This is a genomic window from Streptomyces sp. NPDC015127, assembly GCF_043080095.1.
Lineage (GTDB): Bacteria > Actinomycetota > Actinomycetes > Streptomycetales > Streptomycetaceae > Streptomyces.
Genome location: NZ_JBIBVE010000002.1, coordinates 559,059 through 571,857 on the forward strand (window position 1 = coordinate 559,059; position 12,799 = coordinate 571,857).

A 12,799-nucleotide genomic window follows, 5' to 3' on the forward strand; every position below is an offset into this window, starting at 1 on the left:
GCGTGGCGGCCGGGCGCTCACCGTCCTTCAGGCCGTCCTTCAGGCCGTCCGTCGGGCGTCCTTCAGGCGGGACGGACCGTGATCGAGCCGTCCGGTTCGGCCCGCATGCGGGTGCCGAGGCCGTCGCTGATCCGGCTCAGCACCTGGTGCACCGCGCGGCAGTCGGCGTCCGACGCAGGGGTCAGCCGCATGCGCCGTGCCTGGAGAGGCGTGATGCGCAGCTCGTGGAAGCGGCCGGTGCCGGACTCGACCGAGGCGAGGTAGAGCAGTCGCAGGTCGTCCCGGTACCGCTCGTAGCCGGTGATGCCCTCGTAGTCGTTGATCAGGTCGCCGCAGCCGTAGAGGACGAGCCTGCCGCGGTACACCTCGACGGGCCGGGGGTGGTGCGAGGAGTGCCCGTGCACGATGTCCGCGCCGCCGTCGACGAGCGCGTGGGCGAAGCGGACCTGGTCGCGGGGGATGCGGTAGCCCCAGTTGGAGCCCATGTGCACGGAGACCACCGTCACGTCGCCCGGCCGTTCGTCCCGGCGCAGCTCGGCCGTCACGTCCGCCGCGGCGGCCGACGACGGCTCGGCCGCGAAGTGGACACCGCTGTGCCGCTCGGTGGCGGCCCAGCTCGGCGGCACACCGCTGGACTCCATGCCGAGCGAGACGACCAGCACCCGTCCGCCGCCCGCAACGGGGACGCTCGCGTACCGCCGGGCACTGTCGAGGTCTCGTCCCGCTCCGGCCGTGCGCAGGCCGGCGGCCGCCAGGGTCACGAGCGTCTCCTCGAGCCCGAGGCGGCCGTAGTCCAGGACGTGGTTGTTGGCCAGGACGCACACGTCGGGCCGGGCGGCCGTCAGGCACGGCAGATTGGCCGGGTGCATGCGGTACAGGACCTCCTTGTCGGAGTCGGCGTCGCCGCTGCGCGTGACGGAGGTCTCGAGGTTCACCAGCCGTACGTCGGGCGCGGCGGCGTCGAGCAGCGGCAGCGCGTCGCCCCAGGGCCAGGAGAACGGGACCGGACGCGGAATCGCCCCGTTCACCGCCTCCGCCAGCTCGACGTAGGCGCGGGCATTGCGTATGTACGGCTCGGACAGCGCCGGATCACCGGGGTGCGGGAGGATCTGGTCGACGCCGCGGCCGAGCATCACGTCGCCGCTGAGGAACAGAGTGACGAGGTCACCGTCCATGACGTCCACGGTAGCCCTGTCGTCACCGTGCCTCCCGCGCAGCAGGTCCTCGGGCGGCGGCGCGGCGCCACCGGGACGAGAATGGCAAGGGGGTCGGCCACTGCCGGAACGAGGAGGCCGATCGTGTTCTTCGTGGATCGTCTCGACGCGGGGCGCCAACTGGCCGCCCGCATGCGGGGCTTCGAGCAGGACGACCCGGTGGTGCTGGGGCTCCCCAGGGGAGGGGTACCGGTGGCGGCGGAGGTCGCCCGGACACTCGACGCGCCGCTGGACGTGTGCCTCGTGCGGAAGCTGGGAGTGCCCTACCAGCCGGAACTCGGCATGGGGGCGCTCGGTGAGGGCGGCGTCCGTGTCATCAACGACGAGGTGGTGCGGGGCGCGCGCGTCACACCGGAGGAACTGGAGCAGGTCGAGGCACGCGAGCGCGCGGTGCTCGAGGAACGGGCCCGCCGCTACCGCGGGCAACGTCCGCCGCTGCCGGTGGAGGGCCGCACCGTCGTGCTGGTCGACGACGGGGTCGCCACCGGCTCGACCGCGCGGGCCGCGTGCCGGATCGCCCGCGCGAGGGGAGCCGCCCGGATCGTGCTCGCGGTCCCGGTGGCGCCGCAGGACTGGACGATGCGGCTCGGCGAGGAGGCGGACGACCTGATCTGCCTGGGCACGCCCCGCGAGTTCTTCGCGATCGGCCAGTTCTACGCCGACTTCGCGCAGACGGACGACAGCGAGGTCGTGCGCTGCCTGGAACAGGCGGCCGAGCGCGTCTCCGGCCGCCATACGTAGGGGCGTTTCCTCCGGATCGGCCCCGCGTTCCACGGCCTGGACCGAACATGTTGCGGCTGGGCGCCGTGGCGACGGCTGGCTCCTGTCCGGGTTCAGCGCGCGGCCGGGTGGGGGCAACCCGGTGACGACGGTGGTGGTGATGCGGTCCACCTCCGGGGTGCGCCGCGTGAGGAGCCAAAAGCGGCTGTTCAGCGCCGCGGCCCGCCGCGCGCCCACCCCCTCGTCTCAGTCCCCTTCCGCGGCCCCCGCCCCCTCCAGCGCGTTGAGCAGTTCGCGTTCGCGCGCCGCGGACAGGCCGGCGCGGCGGGTGCGGGTCAGGCCCTGTTCGCGTTCCCACGCGAGGGTGTCGGTGAGCAGGGCCTTGCGGTCGCGGTGACGCAGTCCCGCCGCGCGCGCCGCGGCGCCGCTGCGGGCCGAGAATCCCTCCCAGCCCGGTTCGTCCAGCCACATCGCCAGCGACTCCGGCCCCATGAACTGCGCCACCTCCCGCGCCCGCAGCCATTCCGGGTCGGCGGCGACCACCGGCCCCGTGTGGCCGCCGACTGCGCGGGACAGCTCCAGCCACTCGGCGAGCGGGACCACCGGTCCCACCGCGTCGTATGCTCCCGTCGTCCCCGCCTCCGCCGCGTCCAGCAGCCACGCGGCCAGGTCGCGGACGTCGACCACCTGAGTCGGCGATGCCGGGTCGTCGGGCACCAGCATGGCTCCCTCCGGATCGCGGGCCGCGCGGGCCACCCAGTAGCCGGAGCGGCCGCTGGGGTCGCCCGGCCCGCCGATGAGACCGGCCCGTGCGATCAGCAGCCGGTCACCCACGGCGGCCAGGGACGCCTGCTCGCAGGCGACCTTCGCCTGCCCGTACTGCTCGCGGTCGGCCCGGCTCCCGTCCGCCGCGTCCAGCAGCTCCGTGGACTCGCCGGCGTCCTGTACGGCATGGGAGGCGTAGGCGCTGACCGAGGAGACGTACGTCCAGTGCCGCGCCCGGTCCGCCAGCGCCGACAACGCCTCGCGTACGAAACCCGGCTGCCACGACACCTCGACGACGGCGTCCCACGTATGTTCCCGCAGCCGTGCGTACGCCCCGGCCTCTCCCCGGTCGGCCGTGACCAGCTCCGCGCCCTCGGCCACCGGGCCGCTCTCCCCGCGGGCGAGACATGTGATGCGGTGGCCCCGGGTCACGGCCTGCCGCGAGACCTCGCGCCCCAGCCACGCCGTACCGCCAAGAATCAAGATCTCCATTCCGCCACCCAAGCACGTCCCCCGGCCGCGGGTCCCGGGAATCCGCTGTCGGCTGAGCGCGGGCCGCCGACGGGCCCGCGGGCGGGTCAGGCGCGGCTGTCGGTGATCGTCGAGGCGAGGGCCGCGATGGGCGGCCACGACCACTGGCCGGCCCGCGCGAGCAGGAAACTGCGGCGCAGCCCCGCGACCGGGTCCAGCGGACGGAAGGCCACGTCCGTACGGTTCCGTTCGATGCCCGAGCTCGCGAGCAGCGCCACACCGTGACCGGCTCCCACGAGACTGTTGACCAGGCTGAGGCTGTCCACCCGGTGGGCGATGCGGGGAATGAAGCCGGCGATCGCGCACACCCGTTGCACCAGTTCGTCGTCGTCCGTGCCGCGCGAGTTGGCGATCCAGCCGGTGTCCGCGAACCGCGCCAGGTCCGCCACGGCGACCGGTCGCGACGCGTCGGGCCCGCCGGCCGGGACGGCGAGGTACAGCGGCTGTTCCTCGAACTGCCGGGCGCTCAGCTCGGGCGGCACCTCCCGCGGCACCAGGCTGTAGTCGTACACCACGCCGAGGTCGGCGCCGCCCGAGCGCAGCAGCCGGGCCGTGTGCTCCGGCTCGTGCTCGTGCACCTCGACCACGACCCGCGGATACAGCTCCCGCAGGCGGGCCAGCGCGGGCAGGACCACCGGCTCGACCGCCGTGAAGAAACTCGCCAGGCGTACCCGGCCCACCGGGTCCGCCGTGCCGCGCAGTTCGGACTGGGCCTCCTCCACCGCGGCGAGGATGCCCACGGCGTGCTCGACCAGCCGCTCACCGGCTGGAGTCAGCCGGACGCGGCGGCCGTCCGGCGTCAGCAGCCGCACCCCGACCTCCTCCTCGAGCACCGCCAGATGCTTGGAGACGGCCGAGGTCCCGTAGCCGGTGCCGGCCGCGACCGCGGCCATCGTGCCGAGGCGGTGCAGCTCGACCAGCAGCTTCAGCCGGCCCAGGTCCGGCAGGCGTTCCGTGTCGTCCGTGGCCATACGCCGATTGTCCACGAAAGGTGGCCGATCGGTCCACCTTCGGCCCGTGGACAGAAACGGACGGCTCCCGTCCAATGGCCCGGTGACCGCCACCACCGATACGACGTCCGCCGGCCCGCCCACCGTCGCCGGCACCGCCACGCCCCCGCACGGTACGGCTCCGGCTCCCGGCCGCCGGATGATGCCCGGACCTGCCCTCGTCCTCGTCGCCATGCTCCTGCTCCATACCGGCAGCGCCCTGGCGACCGAGCTGTTCCACAGCCTCGGCCCGGCGGGCACCACCTGGCTGCGCCTCACCTTCGCGGCCGTGTTCCTGGTCCTGGTCACCGGCAGGTCCCTGTGGCGGACGCTGCGCACGATCACGCGGCGCGATCTGCTGGCCACCGGTCTCCTCGGTCTCGTCAGCGCCGGAATGATGCTGCTGTTCTCCGAGGCCGCGGCGCGCCTGCCGCTCGGCACCGCCACCGCGCTGGAGTTCCTCGGCCCGCTGGCCGTGGCCGTCTTCTCGTCACGCCGGACCAGGGAGCTGGCCTGGCTGGGCCTCGCGGCGGCCGGTGTCGTCCTGCTCACCTCGCCCTGGACCGGCGCCACCAGCCTGACCGGTGTCCTGTTCGGCCTCGGGTCGGCCGCCTGCTGGGCGCTCTATGTCGTCGGCACCGCGCACGTCGGCAGCCGCCTGTCCGCACCGCACGCGCTGGCCGTCTCGCTCGCCGTCGCCGCCGTCGCCGCCGCACCCTTCGGAGCGCCGGGCGCCCTCGGCGCCCTGACCTGGCAGACGGCTGCCGCCGCGGCCGGCATCGCCGTGCTCATGCCCCTCCTTCCGTTCCTGCTGGAGATGAAGGCGCTTCAGCGCATCGGCAAGACCACGTACGGCACGCTGGCCGGTCTGGAACCGGCCGTCAGTCTGCTGGCCGCCATGGTCCTCATCGCCCAGACACCGGCTGTCCTGCAGATCGCCGGCACGGCGTTGGTGGTCGCTGCGGGCATCGGTGCCACCCGGGCGGAGTCACGTCGCTGAGCGTTCGGTCGCAGGCCGTAAGCGCGGAAGGCGCCTGCTCCGGATCGTCGACGAGTTCCGCCTGCCGCTGCGCGTCTCCGAGGCCTCCGCGGAGGCCGCGGAGCGCCGTGAGCGCGATGTTCTCGGGCTGCTCCGCGAGGCCGGTGAACTGCTCGGGCGCTGCGTCGTCGGTGTCGTCAACGTCCTTGCGGTCGCCGCGGTGAAGGTGGTCGGCGAGGGGCATGTGCTGTGGCCGTTCCTCGGGCCGTACTTCACCGCGGCGGCGGCCGCCGGGGTGATCGAGCCGCTGAGCGACCTCGAGATCACCGTGTCTCCGTGGCGGGAGGTCGAGCACGCGCGGGGAGCCGCCTGCCTGGTGCCGGCGCGCAGCGGAGCGATCACAGGTTCACGCAGCTAATGCGCTTCAGCTGGAAGAGCTAAAGCGCATTAGTCAAGTCCGGAAGTTCTGTCACCAACCTGCCTGCCACCTGCGCTTTTTCCGCTTGCCTCAAGAAAACCGCGGCGAAAGTGTTGACGCGACCGGGAAATCGGTGCACCTTCTTCCTCGCTCAGCGCCCCCGTGATCGACATCCCGCGGTGCTCACGCCCGCCCACGTGAAGGAGTGATCCACGCATGGACCGCAGAACGTTCATCGGCCTGCTCGGCGCGGCAGGGGTGACCGTCGGTCTCGCCGGGCCGGCGGGGCTGTCCGCACCGGTGGCGCACGCCGCCGCGGACCCTGCCCCGGGACGCGCCCCGCATCAGCCGTACATGCACGGCTACGACGCCGCCTCGATCAAGAACTGGAGCCCGCAGGCCGACCGTTACGCCAGGTTCTTCCGCTCGCGCGTCCCCCTGGCCACCCGCATCGCACCCTTCCCCGCCACCCAGGCGAACCCGGCGCTGGCGACCGGCCCGCTGGTGATGAACCTCAGCTACGACTACGACAACAGCTTCTTCACGGCCTACAAGTACAACGATGTCTTCGCCCGGCGGCTGCTGCGGTTCTGGCAGTACACCGACCTCTACGGCTCCTGGCACGGCCTGCCCGTCGACGGCTCACCGACCGACAACCCCGACCACGGGCTGATCAACCTCCCCAACCCCGCCTACACCGACGCCGCGCACCGCAACGGCGTGAAGAGTCTCGGCTGCTGGTTCTGGCCCCGGTCCGGGGCGTTCTCCGCCTACCTGGAGCAGCGCGTCGACGGGAGCTTCCCGGTGGCGGACAAACTGATAGAGATGGCGGACTACTTCGGCTTCGACGGCTACTTCATCAACCAGGAGGCCGAGACCGCGCCCACCGACGCGGCGCGGCTGATGGACATGCTGAAGTACCTCCGGGCCAAGGCGCCCGAGGGCTTCCACCTCCAGTGGTACGACACGATCATGGTCAACGGGAAGCTGGACTACCAGAACCAGTTCAACGACAAGAACGCCCCCTGGATCCAGGACGGCACGACCCCCGTCGCCAACAGCCTGTTCGCCAACTACTGGATGCCGACGCGGGAGCAGGTCGAGACCTCCCGCGCAACGGCCGAGAAGCTGGGCCTGGATCCGTACGAGGTCGTGTTCCACGGCACGGAGAACGAGAAGTACGGCTACAACCCGCCCTACGACACGCGGCTGATCTTCCCGGAGGGCAAGCCGGCGCTGACCAGTTGGGCGCTGTTCGGCTCCCACTTCGCCTGGGACCGCTACCCGGGCCGCAACGATCCCGACGCCCAGGCCGCCGTCTTCCAGCGGGAACGGCGCTACTGGTCGGGGCCGAACGAGGACCCCACCCGCACCGGGCGCACCGAGTACGTGCCCTGGCCGTACGAGGACGACGGCAAGCCGCGCGACGCCGACAACCACAAGAAGTGGGACGGTGTGGCCCGGTACATCACGGAGCGCTCCGTCATCGGCTCGTTCCCGTTCGTCACCCGCTTCAACACCGGTCACGGGCGCGCGTTCTTCCTCGACGGCAGGCGCGCCGGCGACCGCGAGTGGAACAACGCGAGTGTCCAGGACATCCTGCCCACCTGGCAGTTCTGGACCCGCAGCGGCGGGCCGGGTGCCCCGCTCCCCGTCGACTACGACTACACGCGGGCGTACGACGGCGGATGCTCGCTGCGGATCGCGGGCGACCTCGGGCCGGACAACCCCACCACCGTCCGGCTGTTCAAGACCGCGCTGGAGGTGAGGGGCGGCGAGCGGCTGTCCGTGACGTACACGACCGGGCAGGCGGGAGCGGCGAGCGGGCTGGAGATCGGTCTGCTCTTCGCGGACGCACCCGAGCGTTTCGTGTGGCTGCCGGCCGGCCGCACCACGAGCCGCTCCTGGAACACCGCCGTCCGGAGCCTCGACGCCTTCGCGGGCCGCACGATCGCGGCGATCGGCGTCCGGGTCTCGGCCGAGCGGCGCGGCCCTTACGGGGTGAACATCGGTGAACTGGCCCTCCTCGGCGGCGGGCGGCCCGCCCGGCCGCAGTCGCCCGCGGCCTTCACCGTGGACGCGGCCCACGTCCGGGACGACACCGCCGAGGTGTTCCTGTCGTGGCTCTTCCAGGACGAGGGCGTCTGGTACTACGACCTGTACCGCGAACTGCCGGACGGCCGGCGCGAGGCGCTCGGCCGGGTCTGCGACGAGGTGTACTACGTGAAGGCGCTGTCGCGTGCCGGGGACGAGAGCGCCTCGACGCTCCACCTGGTGGCGGTCGCGCCGGACGGCTCGCGCAGTGCACCGGCGACCGCGAAGGTCCGCTGGTCCTGAGGCCCCCGCCCCGCGGCCCGGGGCCGCGGGCCGATGTGACGGCCCGCGGCCCCGCCCGGGGTCACAGGCGCGACCGCGTCCTCTCCCGGACCACACCGATCGTCACGACGAACGCGGCGGCCAGCAGCGAGAGCAGGACCTGCTCACGTCCCGCGTCGTCGAACAGCATGTAGACGAGGACGAACGAGATCATGGCGATGGTGGCCCAGGTCAGGTAGGGGAAGAGCCACATCCGGACGACGAGCTTCTCCGGAGCCTCGCGCAGGATGATGCCGCGCATCCGCAGCTGCGTGCAGCAGATGACGAGCCAGACGAACAGCGCGACCGCACCGGAGGAGTTGAGCAGGAACTCGAAGACGGTGTCCGGCCACTTGTAGTTGAAGAACACGGCGAGGAAGCCGAAGGCGACGGACGACAGGATGGCGGCCGTGGGGACACCGCGCGGACTGGTCCGGGCGAACGACGCGGGCGCGTCACCGCGCCGGCCGAGCGAGAAGGCCATCCGGGAGGCGGTGTACAGACCGGAGTTGAGACAGGACAGCACGGCGGTCAGGACGATCACGTTCATGATCTGGCCGGCGTGCGGGATGCCGATGGAGTTCAGAGCCGCGACGTACGAGCCGTTCTCGACGATCGACGGGTCGTTCCACGGCAGCAGGGTGACGACGACGAAGATCGAGCCGAGGTAGAAGACGGCGACGCGCCAGATGACGCTGTTGGTGGCCTTGGAGACCGCGCGCCGCGGGTCGGCGGACTCGCCCGCCGCCAAGGTGACGATCTCGCTGCCCATGAACGAGAAGACGACCATCAGGATGCCGGTGAGGATCGCGCCGTAGCCGTGGGGGAAGAAGCCGCCGGCGTCGGTGAGGTGGGCGATGCCCGCACCCGGGTTGTCGGAGCCGGGCAGCAGCCCGAACACGGCCAGGCCGCCGACCACGACGAACGCGCCGATCGCGACGACCTTGATGCCGGCGAACCAGAACTCGAACTCGCCGTAGCTGCCGACCGACACCAGGTTGGTCGCGGTCAGGACGACCATCACGATCAGGGCCCAGCCCCACTGCGGGACCGCGGGAACCCAGCCTTCGAGGATCTCGGCGGCGATGGTGGCCTCGACGGCGAGGACGACGACCCAGAAGAACCAGTACAGCCAGCCGATCGAGAAGCCCGCCCAGCGCCCGAGCGCGCGGTCGGCGTAGGCGGAGAACGACCCGGAGCTGGGGTCGGCCGCGGCCATCTCGCCCAGCATCCGCATGACGAGGACCACCATCAGGCCGACGAGGGCGTACGAGACGAGGATGGCGGGTCCGGCGGCGGCGATGCCCTTGCCGGAGCCCGCGAACAGGCCCGCTCCGATCACACCGCCGATGGCGATCATGGACAGGTGGCGGTTCTTGAGACCGGCCTTCAGGCCGTCGGGGGAGGCGTTCTGCCGTCCGTCCCCGGGATCGCCGCCCTCCCGGGTGGCGGTGGTGGTCGTCGGTTGCGCGCTCATGAAGTTCCTCGACTTTCGCAGGACTGAGTGAGGTGCGTGAAGCAGGTGGATTGCGTGGACCGGCGCAGAAAAAGAGGACGGCACGCGAGCACCACACGGAGGGTCCGCAGGCTCCCGAGGCTCTGCGGCGGGCTGTCACGGCGCTTCTGCGCTCACAGCCGGTACTGCCGGTTCGGCGGTCCGGATCGTATGCACAGGATCGGCTCCACGGCCAGGGCGCGGGAGAGATTTCCCCGCCGGCGCCACGAAACCGCCCCGGCCTTTGAGCATCTGTCTGACCAGGGGACATGAGCGTGTGACATTTGTCTGTGGTGCCGCCCGCGGGCCGCTCCTACCTTCGGGAGACACATCGAACGACGCGCCAGGGGCGACCCCCCGCGCTCGTCCTCCGCCTTGCGGCGCCTCTATCGGAGGTCGCTCCCCGCCCTGAATTCCGGGGCTGCCCCTTGGCGTACTGCCGCATCGCGGCCCGCCGGGCCGTGCGGCCGTCCCCTGCGACCTCAACCGGATCGATGACTGCTGCTACCGCCTCCGAACCCTCCCGCACCGGCGACTCCGCCGAGGGCCGCACACACCACACAGCCGGGTCCCCGCTTCCCGAGAGCGGTGCACCGGGCCGGCGTTTCGTCGTGATCGGCAGCGACGTGGCGCGCAAGGTGTGCGGCTCCCTGCAAGCGGCCGGGCACGTCGTGCACCACCTCACCCAGCCCACGGACGACGACCTCCGGCGGGTCCTGAGCGAGGAAGTGGCAGGCGTCGCGATCCTGCTCGACGACGACGTGGAGTCCCTGCGCTACGCGCTCGCCGTCGAACACATCCGTCCCCATGTCAAGTTGGTCGTCACCCTCTTCGACCGGACCGTCGCCGAGCACCTCGTGCGCGTCGTGCCCAATTGCGAGGTCACCTCACCGGCCGAAGTCGCGGCGCCGGTTCTGCTGGCCGCGTGCCTCCAGCCCGACCTCCTCGCCCTCACCCGCACACCGTCCGGCCACGCCGGCGCCCGCTGGACGGGGGAGGGCGTACGTCTCGAGCCGTACCGGCCGCCGCGCTCCCTGAGATACCGGGCCCGGCTGGGCAAGATCCGGGGCCAACTGCGGCCGCACGACGGCAGCTCACGCATCATGCTGACCGGCCTCGCCGGCCTGCTCGCCGTCCTGCTGTCGGACTGGGTCTGGCTGGTGGCGCTGCACCACCGCCCACCCGTCGAGGCGCTCTTCGAGGCGACGCGCACGGTGTCCACCGTCGGGCCCGCGGAGGTGCACGGCACGGACGTCGCGTACCCCGTCTTCTCGATCGTCGCGATGCTCGTCACCATGGCCTTCACCGCCGTCTTCACCGCGGGCATGATCGACCGTCTGCTCGCCCCGCGCTCCGTCGGCATCGTGGGGCCGCGGGCCCTGCCGCGGGCGGGCCACGTGGTGGTCGTGGGGCTCGGACAGGTGGGGCTGCGGCTGTGCACCCGGCTGCAGGCCCTGGGCATCGGAGTGATCGCCGTCGAACGGAACCCGGCGGCCCCCAATCTCCGGCTGGCCAGGGCGATGGGCCTGCCCGTCGTCGTCGCCGACGCGAAGGACCGGTTCGTCCTGCGCCGGCTCGGTCTGCACCGGGCGCAGGCGATGGCGGCCGTGGCGTCGGACGACCTGGACAACATCGCGGTCGCAGTGGCGGCGTTGGCGGTCGCCCCCGACCTGCGTGTGGTCATGCGCGCGGGCGACCACGAGGCGATCGCGGAGACCCGCTCGCTGTTCAAGATCGGCACCGTCCACGACCTGGGCAGCCTGAGCGCCGCGTACACGACCGCGAGCCTGACCGGACTGAGCCCCCGAGGCGTGCTCGCACACGACAAGCGGCTCCTGGTGGAACGGGGCGACGGCAGCTTCACGCCCTGGCCCCACGCCGACCGCTGCGACCACACCCACGACCACGGGCCCCGGTGCGCCGCCGTCGACGGGGAGGGGACCGCGGCGGAGCGTGCCGGCGCCGCACGCTGAGCGCCGGCCGGCCCGGCTGCCGGGCCGGCCCTTCTCCGGTCGGTGGACCGAAACGACTCTTCCCGGACACCTGGGGGCGGGCGTAGCGCTCGATCGGCACGCCGTGACCGGCCACGACAAGGGAAGGACCAGCGAGTACGCACTCCTCGTCCCCATGCCTTCACGGACGGTAATTCATCCGAATGCCTCGCCGCCGTGCCGTCGGCGGGGGCGTCCGGCAGGGTGATCGCAGGTCTCGCGGCCGGGCCAGGCGCCGGCCGAGGGCCGAGCCACGGGCGCCGACGCACGGCCCCGGCAATCGCCGCCCATGCCAGAGGAGACGGACATGACCAACGCTTTCTCGCACACGTGGGAGCACGCCGTCGTCACCGGCGGCGCGGGGTTCGTCGGTTCTCACCTCTGCACGGCGCTGCTCGACGCGGGCACGGCCGTGACCTGCGTGGACGACTTCAGCACCGGTCGGCCCGAGAACATATCCGCGCTCCGCGACCACCCCGGATTCAGGCTGGTGCGGGCCAACGTCGCGGAACCGCTCACCGTCGACCGGCCTCCCGACCTCGTGCTGCACTTCGCGTCCCCCGCGTCCCCCGCCGACTACCTCCGCCTGCCCCTGCACACGATGGAGGCCGGCAGCCTCGGTACACGCAACGCTCTCGCTCTCGCCCGCGGTGCGGGGGCCAGGTTCGTGCTCGCCTCCACCTCCGAGGTCTACGGCGACCCCCAGCAGCACCCGCAGAACGAGGGGTACTGGGGAAACGTCAACCCCGTCGGCCCGCGCAGCGTGTACGACGAGGCCAAACGCTTCGGCGAGGCACTGACCACCGCCGAGAACGACGCCCACGGCGTCGACACCGCGATCGTGCGGCTGTTCAACACCTACGGCCCCCGTATGCGGGGCTATGACGGCCGCGCCGTCCCGACCTTCGTCCGGCAGGCGCTCACCGGGCAGCCGCTGACCGTGACCGGTGACGGACTCCAGACCCGCTCGCTGTGCTACGTCGACGACACCGTGCGCGGCATCCTGGCGGCAGCCGCCCACGGGATGCGCGGCCCCGTCAACATCGGCAACCCCACCGAGATCACCATGCTCGAACTGGCCGGTCTGGTCATCGAGTTGGCGGGTTCGACCTCGGAGATCCGCTTCATCGAACGGCCGACGGACGATCCCGCCGTGCGCTGCCCGGACATCACCCTCGCCCGCGACAAGCTCCAGTGGGAGCCGCGCGTCGCCGCCGAAGAGGGCCTGCGGCGCACGATCGCCTGGTTCCGCGCCCACACGGACAGCTGATCCGGCCGAGTCCCTCGGCCGCCGCACCGCCGTGCGGCCGGCTCCGACCCGTCCGCCGAAAGGCCTGGCACC

Annotated in this window: 10 protein-coding genes; 6 read left to right on the forward strand and 4 right to left on the reverse strand. The window is 72.2% G+C overall.

Features of this window, described 5'->3' with window-relative positions:
* Nucleotides 1–62: 62 nt before the first annotated feature.
* Nucleotides 63–1,175, reverse strand: coding sequence for a CapA family protein (locus ACF08N_RS05820; RefSeq protein WP_392323335.1), 1,113 nt, complete (start codon nt 1,173–1,175; stop codon nt 63–65).
* A 123-nt stretch (nt 1,176–1,298) separates the two neighbouring features.
* On the opposite strand from ACF08N_RS05820, the gene ACF08N_RS05825 reads away from it, so the two are divergent.
* Nucleotides 1,299–1,955 carry a phosphoribosyltransferase gene (locus ACF08N_RS05825; protein ID WP_392323336.1) on the forward strand — a complete coding sequence of 219 codons (657 nt, stop codon included), beginning with the start codon at nt 1,299–1,301 and terminating at the stop codon, nt 1,953–1,955.
* A gap of 225 nt (nt 1,956–2,180) precedes the next feature.
* Here the strand turns inward: ACF08N_RS05825 and ACF08N_RS05830 are convergent, their stop codons facing one another.
* Together ACF08N_RS05830 and ACF08N_RS05835 are read right to left on the reverse strand one after the other, a co-directional pair.
* On the reverse strand, nt 2,181–3,191 hold the full coding sequence (locus ACF08N_RS05830; protein WP_392323337.1) for an NAD-dependent epimerase/dehydratase family protein: 1,011 nt from the start codon (nt 3,189–3,191) through the stop codon (nt 2,181–2,183).
* An 86-nt stretch (nt 3,192–3,277) separates the two neighbouring features.
* On the reverse strand, nt 3,278–4,201 hold the full coding sequence (locus ACF08N_RS05835) for a LysR family transcriptional regulator (protein ID WP_392323338.1): 924 nt from the start codon (nt 4,199–4,201) through the stop codon (nt 3,278–3,280).
* Nucleotides 4,202–4,283: 82 nt separating this feature from the next.
* Here ACF08N_RS05835 and ACF08N_RS05840 point away from each other — a divergent pair, with 82 nt between their 5' ends.
* The 3 genes from ACF08N_RS05840 (at nt 4,284) to ACF08N_RS05850 (ending at nt 7,953) form a co-directional block, all read left to right on the forward strand.
* Complete coding sequence (locus tag ACF08N_RS05840; protein WP_392323339.1) at nt 4,284–5,219, forward strand: DMT family transporter; 936 nt, start codon at nt 4,284–4,286, stop codon at nt 5,217–5,219.
* Nucleotides 5,191–5,616 carry a hypothetical protein gene (locus tag ACF08N_RS05845; protein WP_392323340.1) on the forward strand — a complete coding sequence of 142 codons (426 nt, stop codon included), beginning with the start codon at nt 5,191–5,193 and terminating at the stop codon, nt 5,614–5,616. The genes ACF08N_RS05840 and ACF08N_RS05845 overlap by 29 nt, the downstream gene beginning before the upstream one ends.
* A gap of 216 nt (nt 5,617–5,832) precedes the next feature.
* A complete protein-coding gene (locus ACF08N_RS05850) occupies nt 5,833–7,953 on the forward strand; it encodes a hypothetical protein (RefSeq protein WP_392323341.1) in 2,121 nt (706 codons plus the stop codon).
* Between the two features lie 61 nt (nt 7,954–8,014).
* Here the strand turns inward: ACF08N_RS05850 and ACF08N_RS05855 are convergent, their stop codons facing one another.
* Nucleotides 8,015–9,448, reverse strand: a complete 1,434-nt coding sequence (locus ACF08N_RS05855) for an amino acid permease (protein WP_392323342.1) — start codon at nt 9,446–9,448, stop codon at nt 8,015–8,017.
* 512 nt (nt 9,449–9,960) lie between these two features.
* On the opposite strand from ACF08N_RS05855, the gene ACF08N_RS05860 reads away from it, so the two are divergent.
* Nucleotides 9,961–11,439: an NAD-binding protein gene (locus tag ACF08N_RS05860; RefSeq protein WP_392323343.1), complete on the forward strand. Its 1,479-nt coding sequence runs from the start codon at nt 9,961–9,963 to the stop codon at nt 11,437–11,439.
* Between the two features lie 325 nt (nt 11,440–11,764).
* A complete protein-coding gene (locus tag ACF08N_RS05865) occupies nt 11,765–12,727 on the forward strand; it encodes an NAD-dependent epimerase/dehydratase family protein (RefSeq protein ID WP_392323344.1) in 963 nt (320 codons plus the stop codon).
* Nucleotides 12,728–12,799: the final 72 nt, after the last annotated feature.